The following is a 25151-nucleotide window of genomic DNA, read 5'->3' on the forward strand; positions in this document are numbered from 1 at the left end:
CGGGTCAGGCGACGTGCTCGACGTGGACCAGGTAGAGGACGCCGTCGACGTCGCCGTCTGCGGCACGCAGCGGCATCACCGTGACGGGGACCGCCGTCCCGGGGGCGCCGGGACCGACGACGGTCGCGTCGTGCCTGGCCATGCGCTGGAGGCACTCCTGCGCGACCCGCCGCAGGGGCTCGGTGCCGTCGAGCGTCCACAGCACCTGTCCCTCGGCGCGCGACAGGCCGAGCCAGCGCACTGCCTCGGTGTTGGCGATGCGGAGATTGCCGTCACGGCCGAGGACGAACACTCCCCCGGGCAGGCTCTCGACGACCTGTTCCATGAACCCCGCCAGCGCCTCGTAGCGCGCCTGATGGGCCAGTTCCTGCCCTCGCAGACGGGTCAGTGCGTCCGACATGGCCGAGGCAAGGCCGGCCTCGCTCGAACGACCGCGCGTGCGCGCCATCTCCAGCGTGACGCGGCGATGGGCCGCGCGGCGGACCGAGAGCGCGAGCACGAAGCAGAACAGGACGAGGGGTCCGACGAGCCAGAGGTAGGTCTGCAGCGGCATCAGCGGTAGAACCCAAGATACCAGTCCAGGACCGGCTGGCCCACCAGGGAGGCCGCCAGCGCGGCCGGGGCGAGGAACGAGCCGAACGGCAGGGCCGTGGTCCGCGCATCGGCCTTGAAGGCGAGCAGGATCGCCCCCACCGTGCCGCCGGCGATGGACGACCAGATGAGCGTGAGGATCATCAGCGGCCAACCGAGCACGGCACCGATCATCGCGAGCATCTTGACGTCGCCCATGCCCATCCCTTCGACGCCGCGCACGCGTTCGTAGATGGTGCCGGTCGCCCACAGGACTCCGCCGCCGAGCAGCACGCCGATCAGCGACGACTGCCAGCCCGGTGGAGTGACGACCACGGAGGCGAGCAGCCCGGCCACCGTGCCGCCCACCGTGATCTCGTTGGGCAGGATGCGGCAATCGAGATCGGTGAAGAAGAGCACCAGCAGCGCCGACGCGAACAGGAGGCGCACGATGAGCAGCCCGTCCCACGGGAACCACGCCCCGTGCAGCGCCCACAGCCCGGCGTTGAGGAGTTCGACGACCGGGTACCGCCAGTGGATCGGCGCGCGGCAGAACCCGCAGCGCCCGCGCAGCGCGACCCAGCTCGCCACCGGCACGTTGTGATACCAGCGCAGCGGGTGCTCGCACGACGGGCAGTGCGACGCCGGGAACGACACCGACAGGTCGCGCGGCAAGCGGTAGATGCACACGTTGAGGAAGCTGCCGACCACGAGGCCGAGCAGCGCGAGCAGCGAGAGCAGCACGGGTTCGGTCGTCACCGAGGGCCCCCGCCGGCTGCCTTGCGCGGCTCGATCGGCAAGGGCCAGAGGCCGGACTGCCGGTGGACGTCGACGCGGCCCGTGGTCATGTCGATCGCGTACGGCGTCCCCGTGGGGTCGACGGGCAGCTGTCGCAGGTAGCCGGCCCGGAACAGCAGCGGCCACGACCATGGCGCCGAGAGGCCAGCCGCCCGGGCACGCTCGACGAGTGCCTGCAGCGCGTCGACCTGGTCGAGCGCGTCGAGCTGCAGCAACCGGCGCTGGGCGTCGCGGCGCAGGAAGTCGTTGTCGGGCGTCTGCGCGAGCGCCCGCCACAGCAGGCGGGAGCTGTTGCGATCGCCGCCCTGGGCGAGCGTGACCGCCGCGAGGGACTTCAGCCACCACGGCGCCCCCGGCACGGCCGCGCCGCGCGAGAACGCCGCGGCGGCCTGGGCGTAGTCGCCGGTCCACCAGTAGTGCACGAACCCGATGTCCTGGTGGTACTCCCAACGGTGCGGGTTGGCGGCCACGCCCTTCTCGAGCAGTGCGATCGCCTGGTCGGGGCGACCCGGGCCGCCCGGCGGCTCTTCGGACAGGAAGATGGCGCCGAACCGGTACGCGATGTTGAAGCGCGGGTCGAGCGATGTCGCCAGGTCGAGGAACGGCTGCAGGTTCTCGAAGCGCTTCGGTCCGTCGACGCGCAGGCGCGTGGCGCCGAAATGCTGCAGGGCGCGCATCCAGTACAGGTCGGCCGCCAGCGTGTCGAACGACAGCACCGCGCGGCGAGCGACCGCGGGCGACTGCAGGTACAGCACGGCGGGCAGTTCCTGGGCGGGGCGCTTGCCGAGCGCGTAGGCCTGCAGGGCGGCGGCCGAGACCAGCGACGCGACCGCCACGGCCAGCCAGGGCCATCCTCGCGGCGTGGCAGGAGCGGCCATGGCGTCGGCGGCGGTCATCACTTGAAGTCCCGGCGCTGGAAGATGGCCACCGCGATGGCCAGCATCGCCGCGCTGTAGGCGACGCCGTACCCGACCGCGCCACCAACCTGGGCCCACGGCACCGGCACCCCGTGCACCACCTCGGCCTTGACGTCGAACAACGCCAGGTTCGGCAGCACCCAGGAGACGGCGCGCGCCACCCAGACCGTGGAGCCCGAGGCGCCGATGGTGTCCAGCGTCCGCAGGTCGCCCACGAAGTGGCCGGCCACCCAGATGGCCGTCGTGAAGGTGGCCGAGAGCAGGGCCGACGAGTACGTCGAGAACAGCAACGCGACCGCCGTGACCACCGCCAGTTCCACGTAGATCAGGCCGAGCGCGACGATCAGCCGCGGATCGGCGGCGGGAGCCGTCCAGACGGCCTGCACGTTGGCGGGCGTCAGCCTTCCGAACACCAGGAGCACCGCGTAGAGGGCGACGGTCATCACCAGCATGTTGACCGCGAGCGTGAGCAGGAGCCCCAGATACTTGCCGAGCAGGAACAGCGGCCTCGGCACCGGCTTGGACAACGTCGCATGGACGCTGCGACGCTCGACCTCGCGCGCCACGAGTTGGATCCCGATGAAGATCGCGATGCCGACCCCGAACAGCAGGGAGGCTGCCAGGCCGAGGTCCTTGATGATCTTGACGTCCTGCCCTGCCGCGAGCTGCCCGATGACCAGCGAGGTCCCCACCAGGAGCACGGCAAACAGCAGCAGGTTGTAGAACACGCGGTCGCGCACCGCCTCGCGGAACGTGTTGAGCGCCACCACTCCCGCCAGGCGGATCATGCCGCGCCCCCATCCGCATCGTCGCGGCGCTTGCCCTCGACGAACTTCAGGAACACGTCCTCGAGCGTCTCGCGCACCGGCTGCAGCGAGAGCACGCGTGCGCCGCCGGCCGCCAGGTCCTGCAGGAGGGACTCCGGCGCCACCGTGCCCGGCAGGTGCACCTGCACGCGGCCGCCCCCGAGTGGCGTGAGCGTCCCGCCAGCCTCGCGCAGTCGTGCCTGTCGGACGTCGTCGACCCCGTCGAGCAGCAGATCCCACCCACGGACGGAGAACTCGACCAGGTCGGTCATGCTGCCGAGGGCCTGCAGTCGCCCGGCCGCGAGGATGGCCACGCGACTGCACAGGGTCTCGGCGTCCGAGAGGATGTGCGAGCTGAACAGCACCGTTTTTCCCTCGTCGCGAAGCGAGAGGATCAGGGTGCGCACGTCGCGGCGGCCAATCGGGTCGAGCCCCGACATCGGCTCGTCGAGGATCACGAGGTCGGGGTCGTGGACCAGGGCCTGCGCCACGCCCAGCCGCTGCACCATGCCCTTCGAATAGCGGCGCACGGCGAGGCGGCGCTCCGCGCCCAGCCCCACGCGGTCGAGCAGCGAGCTCGCCCGCGCCCGTGCCTCGCCGGCACGCAAGCCGCACAACTGGCCGTAGTAGGCCAGCAGTTCCTCGCCGGTCAGGTAGTCGTAGAAGACCGGATTCTCGGGAAGGAAGCCGACGCGGGCCCGCGAACTGACGTCGGCCACGGGCACGCCGAACAGGCGGGCGGAGCCGGCGGTCGGCCTGACCAGCCCGAGCAGGAGCTTGAGCGTCGTGCTCTTGCCGGCGCCATTGGGGCCCAGGCAGCCGAACACCTCGCCCGGCGCGACCGAGAACGTCAGGTCGTCGAGCGCGCGGTACGGCCGCGGCCGCCAGAAGCCGACCGGGTAGTCCTTGGTGAGGTGTTCGACGGCGATGACCGGATCGGGCATGAGATGCCGGCGAGACGCCCACGAGGGAGCCAGCGCTCCCTCAATCGGCAGTCGTGGCCATCACTTCACGGCCGGGGCCGCGGCCTTGCTGATCTCGTACTCGAGGATGTACTCGAGCACCCTGGGGGCGATGCCGCCGGGGATGCGGACACCGTTGATGAAGAAGGTGGGCGTCGACTGCACGCCGAGGCTCGCGCCGAGCGCCGTGTCGCTCTTCACCGCGGGGATCACCGTGGGGTATCGCGCGTCGAAGTCGGCGATGCCCGCGACCTGCTTCAGGCCATCCTTCACCATCTCGGGCGAGAGCGACGGCTGGTTGGCGAACAGCCAGTGCTCGAACTCGCTGGCCTTGCCCACCGATCTGGCCATCCGCACGCCGGCCGCGGCCTCGCAGGCCGCCTGGTGCGCGCCGTTGGGAGCGCTGGCGTTGCACTCGCCCTCGAGCGGGAAGTCGCGCGTGATGAACTTGACCTTGCCGGCGAACTTCGCCCAGATCGGCTCGTAGAGCTCGAAGGTCTGCCGACAGGGCGGGCACTGGTAGTCGTTGAACTTGACCACCACGACGGCAGCGCCCTCGGCGTCGGCCGGGACGATCATCCGCGGCTGCTGGTCGAAGGAGGCGCGCAACTGCGCCTTCTGGTCGTCGGTGAGGGGCGGCTCGCTGGCCGCCTGGGCGGCCGCAGCCGCCGAGGCGCGTTCCTCGGCGGTGCCCGGCGCCCCGGCGGCGACGGCGGCCGCCGTCGATGCGGGGTCCTTCGGGAAGAAGGCCGCGGATGCGGCGGTGGCGCCGATCACGAGGAGGCACGCGGCCAGGGCCACCGGCGTGGCGACCAGGCGACCGAGATCACGGGACAGGCGTTCGGGCACGTCGATCATGGGCACACTCGCCGCGGACCCGGCGATGAAGAAGAGCCCGACGACGGCCGCGTACGTCGTGAGGCACAGCAGGCACAGGGTCCCCAGCACGAACACCGTGGCCCATGCGAGGTAGAGGACGAAGCCGAGGCCGACCAGCGAGGCGACCAGCAGGTAGCTGGCCAGCGCCTCCAGGCGTCGCCCGAGCGTCGCCAGGGCGAGCAGGCCCGCGAAGAAGCCCGCGCCCAGAATCGAGACCGGCACGCCGAGCAGCCGGCCGTACGCGCTCTGGTACGCCTGCGCGCAGCTGAAGGTGGCGTTGACGTCGCAGAAGCTCTCGTACCCGGGCGTGGTGGCGAGCTGGTAGTGCACGAACGCGGCGGCCACCGAGGCCGCCAGCCCGACGAGGATGCAGACGAGAGCAGCGGTATGGGCGCGCGGCGACATGAGGATCAAGGAAATCCTAGCATGCCGCCAGCGGCATGCTAGCGTCGCGCGTTCTGCGGGTCAGTGCTCGTCGAGCGGCGAGATCGTCGCGCCGGAGGCGAACGGCTCCGGCGGCGCGGTGCCGTTCATGTCCTGCCAGATCGTCCCGGCCTGGTTGGTCGCGAAGCCGCGACGCCCGGAGCTCGAAGAGAGCGGCTCTGCGCGGAAGTAGTAGGCGCTGATCGCCGGGGCCCCCGTGCAGTCGGTGGCCACCGGACGGCTGCCGAGCCCGGCCACCAACTGGAAGAAGTACCCGCTCTTCGGCGTGATGTCGATGTCGGGCGAGGCGAAGCGTTCGGTCACGAGCGTCGTGAGCGACGTGGTGTAGCCGTTGCTGCCGCACGTCGAGGCGAACGTGGACTGCGCGCTCACCAGGGTGCGGAGCGACTGGACGGCCGACGCCTCGTTGGCCGAGACACGAGCCCTCAGCAGGCCAGGAATGGCGATCGCCGCGATGATGCCGATGATGGCCACCACGATCAGCAACTCGATCAGGGTGAAGCCGTCAGCGCGTCGGGGCCGGGAATGAACATCCATGCCCCTGTGGTAAGCAAGCCGCGGGCCAGCGCGACCGTGAGACCCAAGATGCGGGCGGCTCACGACTTACGGGTACGGTTACCGCCCGCGGCTGACGGGTCACGGCCGGCAGGACAGGGCGAAGCGCCGCAAGAATGCGGCAGGGCGAGCCCTTTCGAGCCCGCCCTGCGCTTCCTGCAACAAAGCAAAGAGGCCGGCAGGAGCCGGCCTCTTCGTTGTCCCTGCGTGAGGGACGGTCGTTCGTGGTCGGTTAGTCGACCGGGCTCACACCCGCCGGCAGCGCCGCCGCCTTGATGTTGGCAGCCGTCATGGCGGTGCCATCGAGCTTCTGGAACGCGGTGCCGCGCTCGTCGGCGCCGAAGGAACGCTGGCCCGACGACCCGACGGCCTGCGGCACGGCGAGGGTGAAGTAGGTCGCCACGGCGTCAGCCGTCGCGGTGTTGCAGGTCGCAGCGGCGAGGGTCACTGCCGTGCCCACCGTGCCGGCGATGACGCCCACGTCGTAGCCGCTCTTGCCAGCGCTTCCGGCCAGCGCGCCGATCGTGCCGACTCCCGGAGGATTGACGGCCGGGTCGAGGTCGGGGCTGACGAAGCCGGCGGTGGCGCCAGCCGGCAGCTTGACGAGGTCCGCGAGCGACTGGGCGAACCCGCCACCCGCGCAGCTCGAGGCATACGTGGCCTGGCCGCTGCCGATGGCGCGCACCGAGCCGATCGCCGAGGCTTCGTTACCCGACATGCGGGCGCGGAGCAGGCCAGGAATCGCGATGGCCGCGATGATGCCGATGATGGCGACGACGATGAGCAGCTCGATGAGGGTGAAACCCTTGTTGTTGCGGATCTTCATGATGTCCTGTCTCCTCTGTGCGTCCTGCGTGACCCTGAAGGGGAGCCGCTCCCCGCGACCCCGGAACCCTTGGTGCCATTCCTTATAGCAAGCGTGGTGCCAGCAGGGTCGCCACCGCCCGATCCGCGCAGATCCGTGAATTCCTTCGATTCTGACGAAGGGCAGCGTCGCGCGGTCGTCTCACCGACTTCCGATATCGACGGCCCGGTGACCAATTGTGTCAGCAGCGACAACTCGCGTTACCTCGCAGCGCCATTAGTTGTCACCCGGGGGCGAGGGACGAGGGAAGGTACGCAAGTCACAAGGGATGCAAGGGACGAGGGACAAGGAGTCGAGGGAGACGTCGACTCCCGACTGCCGACTCCCGATTCCCGACCGTTCTACAGGTTGTACTTCTTGGCGTAGTAGCGGAACGACCGGAAACTCATGCCGAGCAGTTCGGCGGCGCGCACCTTGACGCCGTCGGCACGACGGAGCGCCTCGGCCAGGTACTCGCGCTCGACGTCCTGCACGTGGCGTTCGAGGTCGAAGCCCTCGTCAGGGAACAACGGCGCCGGGGCGGACGCCGCGCTGCCGTCTCCGGAGGCCACCGCGGCGGCCACCGCGAGCGGCGCAACGCCGAGCAGGTGGTCCGGCAGGCTGGCCAGCGTGATGGCGGGCGAGGTCTCGAGCGCGACGGCGCGCTCGAGCACGTTCTCGAGCTCGCGGATGTTGCCGGGCCAGGGGTGGCGCAGCAGGGCATCCATCGCTTCAGGCGAGAGGTCGGCGCCAGGACGACGCATCTCGCGGGCGAACCGCTGGACGAAGTGTCGCGCGAGCACGGGGATGTCGTCGCGGCGCTCGCGCAGGGGCGGCAGCGCCACCGGGATGACGTTGACGCGGTAATACAGGTCCTCGCGGAAGGTGCCCTCGGACACCATCTTCGCGAGGTCGCGGTTGGTGGCGGCGATGATCCGGATGTCGGCGGCGATCTCCTCGTGTCCGCCGACGCGCCGGAAGCGGCGCTCCTGCAGCACGCGCAGCAGCTTGACCTGCATCATCGCGCTCATCTCGCCGAGTTCGTCGAGGAAGATGGTGCCCTTCTCGGCCTGCTCGATCAGGCCACGCGTGGTGGCCATCGCGCCGGTGAACGCCCCCTTCTCGTGGCCGAACAGCTCGGACTCGAGGAGCGTCTCGGTGAGCGCGCCGCAGTTGAGCGCGACGAACGGCCGCTCGGCCCGCGGCGACAGGCGGTGGATGGCGCGCGCCGCCATCTCCTTGCCGGTGCCCGACTCGCCCGTGATCAGCACCGTGCTCGACGTCCCGGCGATCGCCTCGATGAGCGAGAACACGCGCTGCATCGCCGGACTGCGGCCGATCATCGTGTCGCGCGCCCGCGGCCGCCCGTCGTCCTCGGCCGGCTCGCCACCGGCCGGGGCGACCGGCTGGTCACGCAACGTCCGCCGCTCGAGCGCCTGCGCGACGACGCGCTTCATCTCGTCGACGTCGAAGGGCTTGCTGATGTAGTCGAGCGCTCCGGTCCGCAGGGCCTCGATGGCCGTCTGCGTCGAGGAGAAAGCGGTCATCAGGATGCCCGGCAGGTCGGGCTGCAGCGTCTTGGCCTCGCGCAGCACGTCGATGCCGCTGCAGTCGGGCATGCGGATGTCGGAGATCAGCAGGTCGAAGGAACGCTGCCGGAGCGCCGCGAGCGCCTGCGCGCCGTTCTCGGCGGCGACGATCTCGTAGCCCTCGCGGGTGAGCATGATCGCGAGGAACTCGCGCATCGAACGCTCGTCGTCCACCACCAGGATGCGTGCGGAAGGCTGAGTCATGGACCTGCGGGCACCTGACGCGCGCGTCAGGCCCTCTGGAGTTCGGCCGCCCCGTGCGGCTGCGACACCGGCGCGGGCAGCACCACGGCGATCTCGGTGCCCTCGCCCGGCGCCGACCGGACGTTCACGAGCCCGCCGTGATCGGTGACGATGCGGCGGACGATCGCCAGGCCCAGTCCGCTGCCCTGGCGGAACCCGCTCTGGAACGGCTGGAACATGCGCTCGACATCGGCCGCCGCCATGCCGATCCCGCCATCGCGCACCCACAGGCGCACGGCACCGGCGTCCTCCCCCGCGCCCCGCGCCACGCCGATCACCAGCGCGCCGCCCTGCGGCATCGCCTTGAGCCCGTTGCTGGCGAGGTTCCAGACCACCTGGCGCACCTGCGCCTCGTCCACGTCATGGTAGACCGGTTCGGACGCGTCGAGGCGCACCTCGATCGGGGGCGTCGCGCCCGCCACCTGTTGCCGGAGCAGCGCCCCGACCTCCCGCACCAGCGCGGCCACGTCGACCCGGGCACGCGTCACCCGCTGCGGTCCGGCATAGGACAGGAAGTTCTTGATGATGTCGTTGAGGCGCTGCGATTCGCGCATCACGATGTCGAGCAGCGTCGCCTGGTCGTCGCGCAGGCTCAACTCGCCGCGCAGCAGCTGGATGGAGCCGCTCATCGAGGCGAGCGGATTGCGGATCTCGTGCGCGATGCCGGCCGCCATCTCCCCCACCGCCGCGAGGCGCTCCTGCCGCTGGCGCTCGGCCTCGCGCTGGTTGATCAGCGTCACGTCCTGGAAGGTCACCAGTTGCCCCGCGCGCTGGCCGGCCTCGCCGAGCAGCGGCGCCACCGTCGCGCCGAGCTCGAGCACCGTGCCGTCGGCGCGAGTGAACGGGATCGTCATCCGGGCGGGGCCGGTCTCGCCCGGCACGGACGGCAACGGCAGCACGCCCGCCAGCGGCTGGCCGAGGGCCTCGTCGGCCGATCGTCCCGTGATGGTCTCGGCGGTGCGGTTGAAGAGCACGACCTGCCCGTGGGCATCGGTCACGACGAGCCCGCCGGCGAGGCTGTCGATGACGCGCTGGCTGACCGTCGTGAGATCGGCAAGGCTGGTCGTGGCGCGGGCCAGGTCGGCGCCAGTGCGTGAGAGGGACTCGGACAGATGCCCGACCAGCAGGGCCGTCGCCACCACGCCGCCCACATTGGCCACGATGGTGTAGGCCGCCAGGGCCAGAGGCGGCAGCAGGCCCTGCCGCAGCGGGTCGCGCACCGCGTCAGGCGCGGGCACCCACCCGTACTGCACGGCGGCCATCAGCAGGATGCCCACGGCGAACACGAGCGAGGTGTGCAGGCCGGCGCGACGCCCGCCGAGCACGCTGGCGCCCAGCGTCGGCAGCAGCATCAGCGGCGTGTACGAACTCAGCAGGCCGCCCGTGCTCCACACGACGGCCAGGACGACCAGGGCATCGAGCGCGGCCTGCACGGCCAGCGCGGCGGCCGAGAGCGCGCCGCCCGCCAGCAGGCCCCACGCGCTGCTGGCCAGCGGCACCAGCGGCAGCAGCGCGAGCCAGGCCGCCTGGCGCAACTGGCCCTGCCCGGCCGTGAAGGCGGCCAGCGGCGCCAGCAGGGCCACGGCCACGAGGGCGCGCAGGCCGGCCAGCCAGGACAGCGCCGCGCGCCGTGGCCGGGCCGGCCACGACGAGGGCGACGAGGCGTCCGCCGTGGGCGGCGTGCGCATCTAGGTCAGCTTCGAGATGAGGTCGAAGATCGGCAGGTACATGGAGATCACGATGCCGCCGACGACGACGCCGAGGAACGAGATCATGATCGGCTCGATCAGCGTGAGCAGGCCGGCGACCGCCGTGTCGACCTCGTCCTCGTAGAAATCCGCGATCTTGGCCAGCATCATGTCCAGGGCGCCGGTCGCCTCGCCGACGCCGATCATCTGGGTGACCATCGCCGGGAACACCTTGGTGTCCTGCAGCGGCTTGCTCACCGTCTCGCCGCGCTCGATGCTCGCGCGCGTCTCCATGATGGCGTCCTCGATGATCGCGTTGCCGGCGGTGCGCGCCGTGATCTCGAGGCCGTCGAGCAGCGGCACGCCGGAGCTCATGAGCGTCGACAGCGTGCGGCAGAACCGCGCCACGGCCACCTTGCGCAGGATGATGCCCAGGATCGGCAGCCGGAGCAGCAGGCTGTCGATGGTGTGCCGGCCGTTGTTGGTCCGGTAGTAGGCGCGGATCGCGAAGGCGATGGCCGCCAGGCCCATGATGATGAACGCGCCGTAGCTGACCAGGCCGTTGCTCATCGCGATGACGATGCGCGTCGGCAGCGGCAGCTTGGCGCCGAGGCCGGCGAACATCTGCGCGAAGGTCGGGATCACCTTCCAGAGGATCACGGCGACCACCAGCGCGGCGATCACGATCACCGCCACCGGGTAGATCATCGCCGACTTGACCTGCGAGATCAGCCTGACGTTCTTCTCGATGTAGGTCGCCAGGCGCTTGAGGATCGTGTCGAGGATGCCGCCCGCCTCGCCGGCCTGGATCATGTTGGTGAACAGGGCGTCGAAGGTGCGCGGGTGCTTGCGCATCGCCTCGGCCAGCGACATGCCGCTCTCGACGTCCTCGCGCGTCTTGAGGATCGTCGCCGCGAAGCCCTTGTGCGGCTCCTGCCGGCCGAGGATGTCGAGGCACTGCACCAGCGGCAGGCCGGCGTCGATCATCACGCTGAACTGCCGCGTGAAGATGGCCAGGCTCTTGGCCGGCACCTTGCCGCCCGACTTGGCCAGCGCCTTGGCGGCCCTGGCCTTCACGGGATCGATCCGCGTGATCAGGATCTGCTCGCGCCGCAGCGCCGCCACCGCCGCCTCGAGCGACTCGGCCTGCCGCTCGCCGTTGATGGTCTCGCCCGCCCGGGTCCGTCCGGAGAATGCAAACGCCTGCATGAAGTTCACCCTCGATGGACGGCCGTCGTCATTCGGCCGTCGGCCTTCGGATCACACACCCGGCAGTCGGCAGTCGGCAGTCGGCGGTCGACCGTGACGCGACCGCTGCCGACGCGTCGGCACCCGACTCCCCACTCCCGATTCCCGACTCCCGACTCCCGACTCCCGCGTCAGCGCCGCACCGGCACGCCGGGCATCCCCGGCCGGTTCAGGCCCGCGCCGGGGACCACGCCGCTCCCCCGCTGGATCATCTCCTGCAGTTCTTCCTTCATCGAGGAGGCCGCCATCGCCGTTTCCAGCGTGATCTGCCGCGCCATGTACAGCGACGCCAGCGACTGGTTCATCGTCTGCATGCCGAGCTTCTCCTGCCCGGCCTGCATCATCGAGTAGATCTGGTGCACCTTGTCGTCGCGAATCAGGTTCCGGATTGCCGGCGTCGGGACGAGGATCTCGAGCGACACGACGCGGCCCGGCCCGTTGGCCCGGCGCAGCAGCGACTGGCACACGATGCCCTCGAGCACGAGCGACAGCTGCGTGCGGATCTGCGACTGCTGGTGCGCGGGGAACACGTCGATGATGCGGTTGATGGTCTGCGACGCGGAATTGGTGTGCAGCGTCGCGAACGTGAGGTGACCGGTCTCGGCGATCCGCAGCGCCGACTCGATGGTCTCGAGGTCGCGCATCTCGCCGATCAGCACCACGTCGGGGTCCTCGCGGAGCGCGGCGCGCAACGCGCCGCTGAAGCTCTGCGTGTCGCTGTGGACCTCGCGCTGGTTCACCAGGCAGCCCTTGTGCTGGTGGATGTACTCGATCGGGTCCTCGATGGTGAGGATGTGCTCGTTGCGCTCGGTGTTGATCTTGTCGATCATCGCCGCCAGCGTCGTCGACTTGCCGCTGCCGGTGGGACCGGTGACCAGCACGAGGCCGCGCGGCCGCTCCGACAGCCTGGCCAGGATCGGCGGCAGGTTGAGTTCCTGGAAGCCGCGGACCTTCTCCGGAATCAGGCGATACACCGAGGCGACGGCGCCGCGCTGGTTGAAGATGTTGCAGCGGAACCGGCCGACGCCGCGGATGCCGAACGAGAAGTCGAGTTCCTGCGTCTCCTCGAAGCGCTTCTTCTGGGCGTCGGTGCAGACGCTGTAGGCCAGCTGCTTGGTCTCGGGCGCCGTGAGCGCCGGCAGCTTCAGGGGCACCAGCTTGCCGTGCACGCGCACGGTCGGCGGGGCGCTCGTGGTGAGGTGGAGGTCCGAGCCGTCGAGCTCCACCGTCGTCTTCAGCAGTTCGGGCAGTGTCGCCATGTTGTCTCGCGTGCCGCGCGCCGGTTCCCGCGATCCACAGCGGACTCGGGGTGTGCGGTCCCGGCACATCCGGCCGCAGACCGCCATCGGACGCCGCGCGCCGGCGGCCCGCTAATCGGCAGTCCGTCGGGGTCGCGTGAACGTCCGCCTGAGGTGCGGTGCAACCTGGACGCCAGAATCGTAACGGCCGAGCTCAAACCAGCGCCGGACGGCAACTGTCTCGCTGACAAGCACTTACGCCAACCGGCGAAAATCGACCGGCGGCCGTCCCCCAACCAAGGTGCGGCAATTGCGTACCGGGGCTGACGGTGGAGCGACAGTTTTGAGGATCCCGGGAGTCGGGAATCGGGAGTGGGGAGTCGGGGACATGCCCGGGCGTTCCGACTCCCGATTCCCGACTCCCGACTCCCGACGGAGTGCTACTTGACCGTCTCCCGCGTGACCTCTTCGGTCGTGGTGACGCCTTCCTTCACCTTGAGGAGGCCGCTCTGGCGGAGGGTGATCATGCCTTCCTCGATGCCCTTGCGGCGGAGGTCGAGGGCCGACGCGCCGGTGAGGATCAACTCGCGCAGGTCGTCGGTGATCTCGAGGACCTCGTACAAGCCCACCCGGCCCTTGTAGCCCGTGTGGTTGCAGGTCTCGCAGCCCTGCCCGCGCATCGGCACCACCGTCTGCGCGTCCTCGGGCGAGAAGCCGATGTCGATGAGGGCCTGCGGCGGCACCGGGTGCGGCACCTTGCACTTGGCGCAGACCCGCCGGACGAGGCGCTGGGCGCATATCAGGTTCACCGAGCTGGCGACCAGGAAGGGCTCGATGCCCATGTTCATCAGGCGGCTGACCGTGCTCGGCGCGTCGTTGGTGTGCAGGGTCGACAGCACGAGGTGGCCGGTGAGCGCCGCCTTGACGGCGATCTCGGCCGTCTCGAAGTCGCGGATCTCGCCGACCAGGATGATGTTGGGGTCCTGGCGCAGGAACGACCGGAGCGCCGCGGCGAACGTCAGGCCGATGCTCTCGCGGACGTTCACCTGGTTGACGCCGGCGAGGTTGAACTCGACCGGGTCCTCGGCGGTCATGATGTTGGTCTCGAGCGTGTTCAGCTGCGAGATCGCCGAGTAGAGGGTGTTGGTCTTGCCGCTGCCGGTCGGGCCGGTGACCAGCACCATGCCCCACGGCTTCTCGATCTGAGTCTTGAACTTCGACAGCGAGCTGGCCTCGAAGCCCAGCTTCGTCATGTCGAGCATCAACTTGTCCTTGTCGAGCAGGCGGAGCACCACCTTCTCGCCGAAGAGCGTCGGCAGGCAGGAGACGCGGAAGTCGATCTCCTTGCTGTGGCCCTGGTCGTTGATGCGGATCTTGATGCGGCCGTCCTGCGGCAGCCGCTTCTCGGCGATGTCGAGCTTGGCCATGATCTTCAGGCGCGAGATGATCGCGTCCCTGAACTTCATGGGCGGGTTCATGACGTTGTACAGGATGCCGTCGATGCGGAACCTGATGCGGAACTCGCGCTCGTACGGCTCGATGTGGATGTCGCTGGCGCCCTTCTGGATGCTCGAGGTGAGCACCATGTTCACCATGCGGATGACCGGCGCCTCGCCGGTCTGCTTCTCCAGCGCGGCGACGTCGATTTCCTCGAGGTCCTCCAGAACCTCGACGGCATCGCTGTTGGCGTCGGCCTGCTGCTGGGCGTCCTCGAGGGCGCGGTTGGCCAGCTCGAGGGTGTTGGGCATCGTCGCGGCGCGCGACGGCGCCGCGTAGTACTTCTGGAGCGCGTCGGCCACCGCCTGCTCGGAGGCCACCACCGGCTCGACGTTGTAGCCCGTCATGAACTTGATGTCGTCCATGGCGAACACGTTGGTCGGGTCGGTCATCGCCAGCGTGAGCGTGGCGCCGGCGCGACTGAGGGGCACGACCTGGTACTTCTGGGCGGTCTCGGCGGGAATCAGCTTGACCACCGCCGGATCGATCTCGAACTTGCCCAGATCGATGGACGGCACCCCGTACTGACGGCTCAGCAGCGCGGTGATCTCCTCATCGCGCACGAAGCCCAGCTTCACGAGGTTCATCGCCAGCTTGCCGCCGTTGGCCTTCTGGTACCCCAGGGCCTCCTGCAGCTGCGTGGGCGTGATCTTCTTCTCCTTCAGCAGGAGCTCGCCGATTCTGACCGCCATGTTCCCCTGACGAGATGATGCACCCTGTTGACCGCGCGGTGGGACTGCCGCGCGCCCGCCCGAGGCCTGGGAGCCCCGGGCCCAGGTGGGCCTCTCCGGACAGGCAATCGGCACGGGCCTGCCAGAAACTTAGAACACCATCCGCACCCCGAGCCCGAACCCGTCAGCCGACGACCGATCGAGGCCGACCGCCACGTACCCGTCGGCGAACAGCCCGCTGCGGATCGCGACGCTGCCGCCGGTGGTCAGCACGGGACGTGCCTCCCCGGTGGTGCTCACCCGGAACCCGCCGCGCACCGCCGCCTTGCCCTGCCGGAACCGCTGCTCGGCGCCGCCGGCCAGCGACCGGAGGTCCCCGGTGACGTCTGGCGACCGTGTCAGATCGGCATCCAGCGACAGGATCAGGGTGTCGGTGGCGCGGAAGGCCGCGCCGGCACGGACCTGCCGCGTCAGGATCGCCCGCGACCCGTCGTCTGCGTCGAACTCGGGCTCGAACAGGTTCCGGGCGGTCAACCCGAGCTTCACCCGGCGCAGGTCGGCCATCACCCCAGCATCGACATCGGCTCGGTGGCTCCCACGGGTCGGCAGGTCGGCAGCTGCGTCGAGGGGATCCCCCGGTACCGGCGCCACCAGGGCCGAGGCAGCCGACCCATGGAGATACTTGATCGTGGCGCCCACGTGCAGGCCCGTCGCCAGCGACTGCAGCACGTTGACGCCGACCTGCGTCGTGGTCAGGCGGGTGAGTTCGGCCGGAGGGCCGGCGGGCGAGGCGCCACTCGCAGCGGGAATCCGGGCCGCCACGGAGGTCAGCCGGTAGAACGTCGCGCCCACGGGCCAGGTGCCGACGGCCACGAGGGTGCCGCTGCGGAGGCCCAGGCCCTCGCCGGCGGAGCCGGGCAACGGGGCGGCATCGAGCCGGGCCCGATCGTACTCGGCGACCGCCGAGAACAGGTCGCCGGTGACCAGCCCGGCGGGATTCCAGTACGTGGCCGAGGCGTCGTCGGCCACCGCCACGAAGGCTCCGCCCATGCCGAGGGCCCGCAGACCGACGGCCTCCATGCCCTGTCCGGCAGCGGGTCGGGAGGCCGACACCGCCAGCAGGCACCCCAGCAGGAACGCGCGGCCCACGGTCATCCGGTCAGTGTACCCGGAGCCCGGTGTCCGCTTCCGAACATCCACCACATGGGTTGCGTACTATACGCGTGACGTCCAAAGACCCTTTGACGACACGCAGTGTCGCAGGGTGCATCCGGTTCGTCCCGGCAAAGTCGTCCATGTCCACGGAAACCTCGTCTGCTGCGGCGCCGCCGCTCCCCTTCGTCCAGCGCGTGATCGGCGTGGTCGTGTCCCCCGGGGACACGATGGCCCGCATCGCTGCCGCCCCTCGCTGGGTGGACGTCCTGGTGTTCACCACGGTGCTGGTGGCCGCCGGCTTTGCCGTCTTCCTGTCATCGGACGTCGGCAAGGCGGCCTATGTCGACCAGGCCGTGGCGAGCATCGAGTCGTTCGGCCGGACGGTCACCCCCGAGATGTACGCCGCCATCCAGAAGCAGGCCAGCATCGCGGCGGCCCTGCAGGGTGGCACCATCCTGTTCTTCTCGCCGCTGATGGCCGCGGCCATCGCCGGCATCCTGTACGGCGTGTTCGCGGTGCTGGGTGGCGAGGCGACGTACAAGCAGGTGCTCGCGGTGGTCGCGCACGCGGGCGTCATCAGCCTGCTGCAGCAGGTCTTCTCGCTGCCCATGAACTACATGCGGCAGACGATGAGCAGCGCGACCAACCTGGCGGTGTTCTTCCCGGACCTGGCGGAGGGGTCGTTCCTCGCGTCCGTGCTGGGGTTCATCGACCTGTTCTGGATCTGGTACCTCGTCGTGCTCGCCATCGGCCTGGCGGCGGTCTACCGCCGTCGCTGGACCTCGGTGGCCGGCGGGTTGTTCGTGGTGTACGTGGTCATGGGCCTGGCCATCGCGGCCATCAAGGCCGTCCTGGGGGGAAGATGAAACGTTCGACCAAGCGGTGGCTCGGCGCCGCCGTGGTGCTGGCGATCGTGGCGGGCCTGGCCTACGCCAACTTCGCGTACCGCAAGAAGACGGGCAAGGAAGTCACGGTCGAGGCCATCCAGACGCGCGACCTGGTGCAGATCGTCTCCGCGTCGGGGAAGATCCAGGCCAAGCGCACCGTCAACATCAGCGCCGACAACATGGGCCGCGTGACGCAGCTCTCCGTCGAGGAGGGCGATCGCGTCAAGAAGGGCCAGTTCCTGATGCAGATCGACCCGCGCAACCTGGCCTCGGCCGTCCAGTCGGGCGAGGCCGGGCAGCAGGCGGCACGGTCGCAGCTCGAGCAGCAGCGCCTGGCCATCGTGACGGCGCGCGAGAACCTCGCGCTGGCGCGTGAGGAACTGAAGCGCCAGGAGGAGCTCTGGGCGCAGCAGCTGACCACCAAGCAGGCCCTCGATCAGGCGCGCAACACGGTGACCGTGCGCGAGGCCGAGCTCCGCCAGCGCGAGCAGGACATCCGCACGCAGGAGCAGCGCATCCGCCAGGAAGGCGCCACGCTGAACCAGGCGCAGTACAACCTGAGCCGCGCCCGCATCGAATCGCCCATCGACGGCATCGTCTCCCGCCGTAACATCGAGGAGGGCGAGACGGTGGTGATCGGCACGATGAACAACGCCGGCACGGTGCTGCTGACCATCGCCGACATGTCGATCATCGAGGCCGAGGTCGAGGTGGACGAGACCGACATCCCGTCGGTGCGGCTCGGACAGGTGGCCAAGGTCACCATCGACGCGCTGCCGGGCAAGGAGTACACCGGCAAGGTGACCGAAATCGGCAACAGCCCGATCCAGGCGACCGGCGCCCAGGCGTCCAGCGCGGGCCAGGCGGCGACCAACTTCAAGGTCACCATCCAGCTCGACACGACCATCGACGAGGTGCGCCCGGGCTTCACGTGCTCGGCCGAGATCGAGACGGCCAAGCGCTCGCAGGCGGTCGCGGTGCCCATCCAGGCGATGGCGGTGCGCGACATGGTCTACGACAAGTCGGGCGCAATCGTCCGGCCGCCCAAGAAGGACCCCAAGTCGAAGGCGCCGACACCGGCGACGCCGGCCGAGCTGCCTCCCGGGCAGACCCGCAAGGAAACCGAGGGCGTGTTCGTGATGCGCGACAAGAACGCCGAGTTCGTGCCGGTGCGGACGGGCATCGCGGGCGAGCGCTACTTCGAGGTGCTGTCGGGCGTGAAGGTCGGCGACAAGGTCATCACGGGTCCCTTCAACTCGGTGCGCGACCTGCAGGACGGTGACGAGGTGCGGTTGGCCGAGTCCGACGCGGCGAAGAAGAAGTAACAGGCCCCGGCCTCATGAACAAGTTCCTCGACGCGGTCGCCCTCGCCCTCTCGTCGATCTGGGCCAACAAGCTCCGGTCGTTCATGATGGTGCTCGGCAACGTGGTGGCGGTGACCTCGATCATCGCCGTCGTCTCGCTCATCCAGGGGATGAACGGGTACGTTGCCGACTCCATCGTGCAGGAGGTCGGTGTCGGCACGTTCCAGATCGCCAGGGTCGGGGTGATCACCGACGAGGAAGAGGAGCAGGAAGCGCGCCGACGCAATCCCGACGTCTCGCTCGTCGACCTGCGGGCCATCCGGGGCAGCGGCGGGACCATCGACGCCGTGATGGCCCAGGCCAACAGCCAGGCCAACGTGACCTTCCGCAGCGAGACGGTGGAGAACGTGGGCGTGCGCGGCGTGTCGGCCGACTACGACCAGTTCGGCGGCTACGAAGCCGAGCGGGGACGCACGATCAGCCGCATCGAGATCCAGCGGTCCCGCCCCATGGCCTACCTCGGCGTCGAGACCGCCGAGAAGCTGTTCAAGGGCCGCAATCCGCTCGACCAGATGATCATGGTCAACGGGGTGCACTTCCGCGTCGTCGGCGTGAACGAGCGCAAGGGCAGCCTGTTCGGCAACTCGCAGGACGACTTCGTGCTGATCCCGCTCGGCGCGTTCCAGAAGATGTTCGGGTCGCGCCGCAGCTTCGAGATCACGGTCAAGCCGCGCGATCCCTCCCTGGTGCCGGAGGCGATGGAAGAAGCGCGGGTCGCGCTGCGGGCGTCGCGCAAGCTGCGCCCCCGCGACAAGGACAACTTCGGGATCGTCACGTCGGACACCTTCATGGAGCTCTGGAAGAGCTTCAGCCAGGGGGCGTTCGCCGTCCTGATCGGCCTGGTGTCGCTGTCGCTGCTGGTCGGCGGCATCGTCATCATGAACATCATGCTGATGGTGGTGAGCGAGCGCACCCGCGAGATCGGCCTGCGCAAGGCGCTCGGCGCGCGTCGGCGCGACATCGTGTGGCAGGTGCTCACCGAGTCGACCACCCTGTCGGTGGTGGGGGGCATCATCGGTACCGTCCTCGGCTTCACGGTCGCGTGGCTGGTGGCCTATTTCTCGCCGATCCCGGCCAAGATCGAGACCTGGGCGGTGGTCATGGGCATCAGCATCACGGCCATCGTCGGCCTGTTCTTCGGTCTCTACCCGGCCATCCGGGCGTCCAAGCTCGACCCCATCGAAGCCCTGAGGCGGGAGTAGTCACATGGCCATCCGGGTCGGCATGCTCTGGGAGATCCTCCGCATCGCGATCGACACGCTGCGCGCCAACAAGCTGCGCTCGGCGCTGACGATCCTCGGCGTCGTCATCGGCGTGATGTCGATCGTCGCGATGACGTCGCTGATCAAGGGATTCGGCGACTCGCTGGAGAGCCAGATCCGCACGTTCGGGAGCAACACGGTGTTCCTCCAGAAGCTCGGGTTCCAGAGCTTCTCGAGTGGCCGCAGCTTCCTCGAGGTGATCAAGCGCCCCAACCTGACCAACGAGGACGCCAAGGCCATCGCCGAGTCGCCGCTGGTCAGCGAGGTCGGCCTGCAGCTGGGCGGCAACGGGCCGTTCGCCGCCATCGAGCGCATGACGTTTGCCGGGGTCGCCACCAAGCCCGCCGCGGTGGTCGGGGCGACGTCGAACTTCGGCGAGATGAACTACATCCCGTTCCTCGCCGGCCGGTTCTTCGGCGACTTCGAGGTCCAGAACCGGCGCAGCGTCATCGTCCTCGGGTATGCGCCGGCCGAGACGCTGTTCCTGACGCGCGGCATCGACCCGATCGGCAAGGTCGTGCGCGTCGGCCGCGACAACTACGAGGTCATCGGCGTGATGGACAAGCGCCCGGCCGCCCTCGGCGACGCGAACAACTTCGCGGTCATCCCCTGGACGACCTACGAGAAGCGCTACCCGTCGCCGCGCTTCCGGGGCATCCTGTTCCGGCCGTTGACGATCGTGATCAAGGCCGCCGACGGCGTGTCGGTGACCGACCTGCGGACCGAGATCGAGACGATCATGCGGACGCGCCACCGGCTGAAGCTGGGCGAGGAGAACGACTTCGACACGGTGACGGCCGACTTCATCGTGGACTTCCTCCGGCAGTTCACGCAGGCCGTGGTGCTCGCGCTGTTCGTCATCTCGTCGATTGCCCTGATGGTCGGCGGCATCGGCGTCATGGCCATCATGACCATCTCGGTCACCGAGCGCACGCGCGAGATCGGCGTGCGCAAGGCGCTCGGCGCACGGCGCCGCGAGATCCTCGTGCAGTTCCTGATCGAGGCCGTGTTCCTCACCCTGCTGGGCGGCCTGATCGGCATCCTGCTCGGCGCGGCCATCGGATACGCCGTCAACGTGTTCGCGGGGTTCCCGGTGGCGCTGCCCCTCTGGTCGTTCGCCCTCGGCGTGGGCTTCTCGGCCACCGTCGGCATCCTGTTCGGCATGCTGCCGGCGATCAAGGCCGCCAAGCTCGACCCCATCGAGGCGCTCCGGTACGAGTAGGCAGTCGGCAGTCGGCAGTCGGCACTCGCAGGCTCACGACTCGGGCGACGAAGGCCGACGAGGAACCGTCGACGACGAAGGCCGACCGCGCGGGCCGGCCTTGTCGGCCCGCCCCGCTTGTCATAGCATCGCGGACGTGTAGCTCTTTCCCCCTTCGAGGGTGCTCATGCCCACCTATGCAGCGGCGTCCATTCGCAACGTGGCAGTCGTCGGCCACAACGGTTCCGGCAAGTCCCAGCTGATTTCTGCCCTGTTGTTCACCGCGGGCGCCACCACCCGCCTCGGGCGCGTGGACGACGGCACCGCGCCGACCGACTTCGACGAGGAAGCGATCGCGCGCAAGCACACGCTGGCGGCCACGCCGGCATGGCTGGAGTGGCAGGGCACCAAGGTCAACCTGGTCGACACCCCGGGCTTCGGCAACTTCCTCAGCGAGTCCGGCGCCGCCCTGCGCGTGACCGATGCCGCCCTCGTGGTGGTCGACGCCGTCTCCGGCGTCGAGGTGCAGACCGAGCGGGTGTGGCAGATCGCGGCCGACGAGCGCGTCGCGCGATTCGTGGTCGTCAACCGTCTCGATCGCGAACGCGCCAGCTTCGCCACCGCCCTCGAGGATCTGCACGCGGCGTTCGGGCGCACCCTCGTCCCGGTGCAGCTGCCCTACGGCGAGGAGAAGGGATTCCGCGGGGTCATCGATCTCGTCGCCCAGCGGGCGTACACGTACGAGGGTGGCACCGGCAAGGGCAAGGCCGTCGCCATTCCCGAGAGCCTGGCGGCCGAGGCGAAGAACGCCCGCGAGGCCCTGGTGGAACTGGTGGCCGAGGCCGACGACGAGCTGATGTCACGGTTCTTCGACGAGGGCACGCTCACCGACGACGAGTTGGTGGCGGGTCTGCGCACGGCCGTGGCCAAGGGCGCCGTGGTGCCCGTCTTCTGCGCGTCCGGCGCGGAGAACATCGGCGCCGACCGGCTGCTCGAGGCGCTGGTGCAGTACGCGCCCTCGCCGCTGGCGCACCCGCTGTCGGCCATCGACAAGGCGTCGGGCGAGGCCATCGAGGTCGCCGCCGATGAAGCCGCCCCGGCGCGCCTGTTCGTGTGGAAGACCGTCGCCGACCCGTTCGCCGGGCGCATCTCGCTGTTCCGCGTCGTCTCCGGCATCGTGAAGAACGACACCACGATGACCAACCTGACGCGCGGCTCGCAGGAGCGCATCGCGCACCTGCTCGCGCTGCAGGGCAAGACGCAGGCGCAGGTGAACGAACTGCACGCCGGCGATCTCGGCGCCATCGCCAAGCTGAAGGAAGCACAGACGGGCGACACGCTCGCCGACAAGGCCGCCGACCTCGCCCTGCCGCCGATCGTGTTCGCCGCGCCGCTGATGTCGTACGCGCTCGAGCCCAAGACACGCGGCGACGAGGACAAGATCAGCACGGCCCTTCACCGGTTGCAGGAGGAGGACCCGACGATCCGCACCGACCGCGACCCGCGGACGCACGAGCAGCTGATCTCCGGCCAGGGCCAGATGCACCTCGAGGTCACGGTCGCGAAACTGAAGCGGCGCTTCGGCGTCGAGGTCACGCTCAAGCTGCCGCGCATCCCGTATCTCGAGACGATCACCGCGGGGACCGAGGCGCACGGCCGCCACAAGAAGCAGACCGGCGGCCACGGCCAGTTCGGCGACTGCAAGATTCGCGTCGAGCCCCTGCCGCGCGGCGCCGACTTCCAGTTCGAGGACGACATCTTCGGCGGCGCCATCCCGCGCCAGTACGTCCCGGCCGTCGAGAAGGGCATCCAGGAGGCGCGCCTGCGCGGGTTCCTCGCCGGCTTCCCGATGGTCGACTTCAAGGCCACGGTGTTCGACGGCTCGTACCACCCGGTGGACAGCAACGAACTGGCGTTCAAGATGGCCGGCTCGATCGCCTTCCGCGACGCGATGAGCCGCTGCAAGCCGGTGCTCCTCGAGCCGATCATGCAGGTCGAGGTGCACGCGCCGAACGAGTTCGCCGGCGACCTGATGGGCGACCTCAATGGCCGCCGCGGCCGCATCAGCGGCATGGAAGCCCGCGGCCACGCCACGGTGATCAAGGCGCAGGTGCCGATGGCCGAGATGCTCACCTACGAGCAGCACCTCACGTCGGCCACCGGCGGGCGCGGCTCCTATCACATGGCCCACTCGCACTACGAGGAAGTGCCCGCGCACCTGCAGGCGAAGATCGTGGCCGCCCACAAGCCCGATCACGTCGAGACCGAAGCGTAGGCGTCCTCGCTCGGTCAGGGCAACGGGCTCAAGGCTCAGGACTCAGAAAGCATCCTGTGTGGTGTCTTCATGCTCTCTGAGCCCTGAGCCCTGGGCTTTGAGCCCTCGAGGCCCACACGTTCCAGTTGCGCTAGTCTTGTCGGCGATGAATCGCCGTCGCCTCGTCCTCGCCTCGTCACTCCTCTGCGGCGCCGCGTGGGCGGTCGCGCCAGGCGCGCAGGCGCCCACGCCCGTGGGTGCCTCGGCCCTGCGCTGGTTCAAGGGCAACACGCACACGCACACGCTGAACAGCGACGGCGACAGCACGCCCGACGACGTGGTGCGTTGGTACCGTGACCACAAGTACGACTTCCTCGTCCTCACCGACCACAACTACCTGACGTCGGTGGACGGCCTCAACGCCCTCCACGGTGCCGACGACAAGTTTCTCGTCATCAAGGGCGAGGAAGTGTCCAGCGGGTTCCAGGGCAAGCCGTTGCACATCAACGGCCTCAATCCCGACCGCCTGGTGCCCGCCAGCCGCGAGGGCGCCAGCGTCGCCGAGGTGTTGCAGAAGAACGTCGATGCCATCCGCATGGCCAACGGCGTCCCCCACGTCAACCACCCGAACTTCGGCTGGGCGATCACCGCCGACGACCTCGCGCAGGTGCGCAACAACCGGTTGTTCGAGGTCTACAACGCCCACCCGATGGTGAACAACGTCGGCGGATCTGGCCACCCGAGCCTCGAGCAGACCTGGGATGCGCTCCTGTCGCGAGGCATCCTCCTGTTCGGGCTCGCCACCGACGACGCCCACGAGTTCAAGAAGCTCGAGGACCTGTCGTCCTCGCGGCCGGGCATGGGCTGGGTGATGGTGCGCGCCGAGAAGCTCGAGGCGAAGGCCATCGTCGCGGCGCTGGACCGCGGCGACTTCTACGCCTCCACCGGCGTGGAACTCGCCGACTATCAGGCCTCTGCCAACGCCATCACGGTGAAGGTGAAGCAGAAGTTCTGGGGCAGCGGCGGCGAGGAGAACATGAAGGCCGGCTACCGCATCCAGTTCGTGGGCAAGGGTGGCGTCGTGCTGCAGGACGGCGAAGGCACCAATGCGACCTACACCGTCAAGGGCACGGAAGGCTACGTTCGGGCGCGCATCACGCAGTCGGACGGCAAGATGGCCTGGACGCAGCCGGTGATGCTCGGACGGTAGGACGGCCCAGGGCTCAGGGGCGACGTCAATCCTCGGACTTGACGTCCGAGACCTGCGGCGTGGCCCGGTGCGTGCGGGCCGCGAGCACTTCCTCTCGGGCGCGTTCGCGGGCGCCAGGCAGCAGCGCGGTGAGGTCGGTGAAGCCGCGGGTGACGAGCCAGGGCCAGAGGAAACCGGCCGATGTCCCGGACCACGCGGTGAGCGCAGCGCCCGGCAGGTAGGCGAAGGCCGGGGCGGCGACCCGCCGGACCTGCCACGCGGCGCTCGCCTCCAGCCAGTCGGTGGAACGCACCGGCGCCATCCACGCGTCGAGCGCGGCGCCAGCAATCATGCCCGCCGCCATCCAGCGGAGCCGGCCGCTGAAGCCATCGAAGTGTCCCTGTCCCCACGTGGCGGGGACGAAGAGGTCGGTCGGGCGGACGTCGTACGCGACGTAGAACGCCAGGATCAGGAAGCCGAGGACGAGGCTGGCCAGGGCTGCGGTCGTCGCCGCGCCGCCAGCCGCGCGTAGTCTCGCCGCCTCACCGTCGGCAAACGACCTGCCGCGAAGGGCACCGCGGAGACGTACCCGCAGCAGCGCGACGGCGAGCGTCGTCTCCAGCGTGTAGAGGACGATGGCCTGCGCCACCTGCCGGTCGGCGAGCACCGCAAGCGCCGGCACCGCGAGGGTGGACGTCGACCACACGGCCTGTCCGGCCACGCTCCGCACCCAGGCGGCCACGCCACCGGCCTGCAGTTGCATGCCTCCGAGAACGCCAGCGCCCTCCCGTACGGACACCGTGGCCCAACGCAGACCGTTCGCCCTTCGCGTCCAGCGTCGGGCATTGCGCGTTCGGCATTCGGCCTTCTGTGTTCCCCGTGAGGCGTCA

At 69.6% G+C, this 25151-nt stretch carries 21 protein-coding genes; 6 read left to right on the plus strand and 15 right to left on the minus strand.

Annotation, left to right across the window (positions count from 1 at the left end; genetic code table 11):
- Nucleotides 1-4: 4 nt before the first annotated feature.
- From TBR22_RS18795 to traF, 14 genes are all read right to left on the minus strand, one after another.
- Nucleotides 5-553, minus strand: coding sequence for a PAS domain-containing protein (locus TBR22_RS18795; RefSeq protein WP_239489380.1), 549 nt, complete (start codon nucleotides 551-553; stop codon nucleotides 5-7).
- Nucleotides 553-1329, minus strand: coding sequence for an A24 family peptidase (locus TBR22_RS18800; RefSeq protein ID WP_239489381.1), 777 nt, complete (start codon nucleotides 1327-1329; stop codon nucleotides 553-555). The genes TBR22_RS18795 and TBR22_RS18800 overlap by 1 nt, the downstream gene beginning before the upstream one ends.
- On the minus strand, nucleotides 1326-2264 hold the full coding sequence (locus tag TBR22_RS18805) for a hypothetical protein (RefSeq protein ID WP_239489382.1): 939 nt from the start codon (nucleotides 2262-2264) through the stop codon (nucleotides 1326-1328). Before TBR22_RS18805 ends, TBR22_RS18800 begins: the two co-directional genes overlap by 4 nt.
- Nucleotides 2264-3073 (minus strand): ABC transporter permease, encoded by an 810-nt coding sequence (locus tag TBR22_RS18810; protein WP_239489383.1) that lies wholly within the window; start codon nucleotides 3071-3073, stop codon nucleotides 2264-2266. The genes TBR22_RS18805 and TBR22_RS18810 overlap by 1 nt, the downstream gene beginning before the upstream one ends.
- On the minus strand, nucleotides 3070-4035 hold the full coding sequence (locus tag TBR22_RS18815; protein ID WP_239489384.1) for an ABC transporter ATP-binding protein: 966 nt from the start codon (nucleotides 4033-4035) through the stop codon (nucleotides 3070-3072). The genes TBR22_RS18810 and TBR22_RS18815 overlap by 4 nt, the downstream gene beginning before the upstream one ends.
- Before the next feature lie 60 nt (nucleotides 4036-4095).
- Nucleotides 4096-5337, minus strand: coding sequence for a vitamin K epoxide reductase family protein (locus tag TBR22_RS18820; protein ID WP_239493506.1), 1242 nt, complete (start codon nucleotides 5335-5337; stop codon nucleotides 4096-4098).
- A 60-nt stretch (nucleotides 5338-5397) separates the two neighbouring features.
- Nucleotides 5398-5913, minus strand: coding sequence for a type II secretion system protein (locus TBR22_RS26825; RefSeq protein ID WP_305068743.1), 516 nt, complete (start codon nucleotides 5911-5913; stop codon nucleotides 5398-5400).
- A 250-nt stretch (nucleotides 5914-6163) separates the two neighbouring features.
- Nucleotides 6164-6757 (minus strand): prepilin-type N-terminal cleavage/methylation domain-containing protein, encoded by a 594-nt coding sequence (locus TBR22_RS26830; RefSeq protein WP_305068744.1) that lies wholly within the window; start codon nucleotides 6755-6757, stop codon nucleotides 6164-6166.
- 380 nt (nucleotides 6758-7137) lie between these two features.
- On the minus strand, nucleotides 7138-8568 hold the full coding sequence (locus TBR22_RS18835; RefSeq protein ID WP_239489385.1) for a sigma-54 dependent transcriptional regulator: 1431 nt from the start codon (nucleotides 8566-8568) through the stop codon (nucleotides 7138-7140).
- A gap of 26 nt (nucleotides 8569-8594) precedes the next feature.
- Nucleotides 8595-10295, minus strand: a complete 1701-nt coding sequence (locus TBR22_RS18840) for a nitrogen regulation protein NR(II) (RefSeq protein ID WP_239489386.1) — start codon at nucleotides 10293-10295, stop codon at nucleotides 8595-8597.
- A complete protein-coding gene (locus TBR22_RS18845) occupies nucleotides 10296-11504 on the minus strand; it encodes a type II secretion system F family protein (RefSeq protein WP_239489387.1) in 1209 nt (402 codons plus the stop codon). It lies immediately after the preceding gene.
- 170 nt (nucleotides 11505-11674) lie between these two features.
- Entirely contained in the window at nucleotides 11675-12802 is a 1128-nt protein-coding gene (locus TBR22_RS18850) for a type IV pilus twitching motility protein PilT (protein WP_239489388.1), read from the minus strand.
- A gap of 419 nt (nucleotides 12803-13221) precedes the next feature.
- A complete protein-coding gene (gene pilB / locus TBR22_RS18855; RefSeq protein WP_239489389.1) occupies nucleotides 13222-14970 on the minus strand; it encodes a type IV-A pilus assembly ATPase PilB in 1749 nt (582 codons plus the stop codon).
- A 129-nt stretch (nucleotides 14971-15099) separates the two neighbouring features.
- Complete coding sequence (gene traF, locus TBR22_RS18860; RefSeq protein WP_239489390.1) at nucleotides 15100-16104, minus strand: conjugal transfer protein TraF; 1005 nt, start codon at nucleotides 16102-16104, stop codon at nucleotides 15100-15102.
- A gap of 140 nt (nucleotides 16105-16244) precedes the next feature.
- On the opposite strand from traF, the gene TBR22_RS18865 reads away from it, so the two are divergent.
- The 6 genes from TBR22_RS18865 to TBR22_RS18890 all read left to right on the plus strand — a co-directional run bounded on the left by TBR22_RS18865 (nucleotide 16245) and on the right by TBR22_RS18890 (nucleotide 24282).
- The gene (locus TBR22_RS18865; RefSeq protein ID WP_239489391.1) at nucleotides 16245-16970 is read left to right on the plus strand and encodes a YIP1 family protein; all 726 of its coding nucleotides are present in this window, start codon (nucleotides 16245-16247) and stop codon (nucleotides 16968-16970) included.
- Complete coding sequence (locus tag TBR22_RS18870) at nucleotides 16967-18316, plus strand: efflux RND transporter periplasmic adaptor subunit (protein ID WP_239489392.1); 1350 nt, start codon at nucleotides 16967-16969, stop codon at nucleotides 18314-18316. Before TBR22_RS18865 ends, TBR22_RS18870 begins: the two co-directional genes overlap by 4 nt.
- Before the next feature lie 14 nt (nucleotides 18317-18330).
- Complete coding sequence (locus TBR22_RS18875; RefSeq protein ID WP_239489393.1) at nucleotides 18331-19557, plus strand: ABC transporter permease; 1227 nt, start codon at nucleotides 18331-18333, stop codon at nucleotides 19555-19557.
- A 4-nt stretch (nucleotides 19558-19561) separates the two neighbouring features.
- Nucleotides 19562-20839, plus strand: coding sequence for an ABC transporter permease (locus TBR22_RS18880; protein WP_239489394.1), 1278 nt, complete (start codon nucleotides 19562-19564; stop codon nucleotides 20837-20839).
- A 166-nt stretch (nucleotides 20840-21005) separates the two neighbouring features.
- A complete protein-coding gene (gene fusA / locus TBR22_RS18885; protein WP_239489395.1) occupies nucleotides 21006-23093 on the plus strand; it encodes an elongation factor G in 2088 nt (695 codons plus the stop codon).
- 145 nt (nucleotides 23094-23238) lie between these two features.
- Nucleotides 23239-24282 (plus strand): CehA/McbA family metallohydrolase, encoded by a 1044-nt coding sequence (locus tag TBR22_RS18890; protein ID WP_239489396.1) that lies wholly within the window; start codon nucleotides 23239-23241, stop codon nucleotides 24280-24282.
- 25 nt (nucleotides 24283-24307) lie between these two features.
- On the opposite strand, the gene TBR22_RS18895 is transcribed toward TBR22_RS18890, so the two are convergent.
- Nucleotides 24308-25024 carry a hypothetical protein gene (locus TBR22_RS18895; protein ID WP_239489397.1) on the minus strand — a complete coding sequence of 239 codons (717 nt, stop codon included), beginning with the start codon at nucleotides 25022-25024 and terminating at the stop codon, nucleotides 24308-24310.
- Nucleotides 25025-25151 lie beyond the last annotated feature (127 nt).

The sequence above is a fragment of the Luteitalea sp. TBR-22 genome, assembly GCF_016865485.1.
In the GTDB taxonomy this organism is placed as follows: Bacteria; Acidobacteriota; Vicinamibacteria; order Vicinamibacterales; family Vicinamibacteraceae; genus Luteitalea.

Excerpts from the sequence above, each read along its gene's own strand:
- TBR22_RS18795 (WP_239489380.1), bottom strand. The coding sequence starts at position 553 with ATGCCGCTGCAGACCTACCTCTGGCTCGTCGGACCCCTCGTCCTGTTC.
- TBR22_RS18805 (WP_239489382.1), bottom strand. The coding sequence starts at position 2,264 with ATGACCGCCGCCGACGCCATGGCCGCTCCTGCCACGCCGCGAGGATGG.
- TBR22_RS18810 (WP_239489383.1), bottom strand. The coding sequence starts at position 3,073 with ATGATCCGCCTGGCGGGAGTGGTGGCGCTCAACACGTTCCGCGAGGCG.
- TBR22_RS18815 (WP_239489384.1), bottom strand. The coding sequence starts at position 4,035 with ATGCCCGATCCGGTCATCGCCGTCGAACACCTCACCAAGGACTACCCG.
- TBR22_RS18820 (WP_239493506.1), bottom strand. The coding sequence starts at position 5,337 with ATGTCGCCGCGCGCCCATACCGCTGCTCTCGTCTGCATCCTCGTCGGG.
- TBR22_RS26825 (WP_305068743.1), bottom strand. The coding sequence starts at position 5,913 with ATGGATGTTCATTCCCGGCCCCGACGCGCTGACGGCTTCACCCTGATC.
- TBR22_RS26830 (WP_305068744.1), bottom strand. The coding sequence starts at position 6,757 with ATGAAGATCCGCAACAACAAGGGTTTCACCCTCATCGAGCTGCTCATC.
- TBR22_RS18835 (WP_239489385.1), bottom strand. The coding sequence starts at position 8,568 with ATGACTCAGCCTTCCGCACGCATCCTGGTGGTGGACGACGAGCGTTCG.
- TBR22_RS18840 (WP_239489386.1), bottom strand. The coding sequence starts at position 10,295 with ATGCGCACGCCGCCCACGGCGGACGCCTCGTCGCCCTCGTCGTGGCCG.
- TBR22_RS18845 (WP_239489387.1), bottom strand. The coding sequence starts at position 11,504 with ATGCAGGCGTTTGCATTCTCCGGACGGACCCGGGCGGGCGAGACCATC.
- TBR22_RS18850 (WP_239489388.1), bottom strand. The coding sequence starts at position 12,802 with ATGGCGACACTGCCCGAACTGCTGAAGACGACGGTGGAGCTCGACGGC.
- pilB (WP_239489389.1), bottom strand. The coding sequence starts at position 14,970 with ATGGCGGTCAGAATCGGCGAGCTCCTGCTGAAGGAGAAGAAGATCACG.
- traF (WP_239489390.1), bottom strand. The coding sequence starts at position 16,104 with ATGACCGTGGGCCGCGCGTTCCTGCTGGGGTGCCTGCTGGCGGTGTCG.
- TBR22_RS18865 (WP_239489391.1), top strand. The coding sequence starts at position 16,245 with ATGTCCACGGAAACCTCGTCTGCTGCGGCGCCGCCGCTCCCCTTCGTC.
- TBR22_RS18870 (WP_239489392.1), top strand. The coding sequence starts at position 16,967 with ATGAAACGTTCGACCAAGCGGTGGCTCGGCGCCGCCGTGGTGCTGGCG.
- TBR22_RS18875 (WP_239489393.1), top strand. The coding sequence starts at position 18,331 with ATGAACAAGTTCCTCGACGCGGTCGCCCTCGCCCTCTCGTCGATCTGG.
- TBR22_RS18880 (WP_239489394.1), top strand. The coding sequence starts at position 19,562 with ATGGCCATCCGGGTCGGCATGCTCTGGGAGATCCTCCGCATCGCGATC.
- fusA (WP_239489395.1), top strand. The coding sequence starts at position 21,006 with ATGCCCACCTATGCAGCGGCGTCCATTCGCAACGTGGCAGTCGTCGGC.
- TBR22_RS18890 (WP_239489396.1), top strand. The coding sequence starts at position 23,239 with ATGAATCGCCGTCGCCTCGTCCTCGCCTCGTCACTCCTCTGCGGCGCC.
- TBR22_RS18895 (WP_239489397.1), bottom strand. The coding sequence starts at position 25,024 with ATGCAACTGCAGGCCGGTGGCGTGGCCGCCTGGGTGCGGAGCGTGGCC.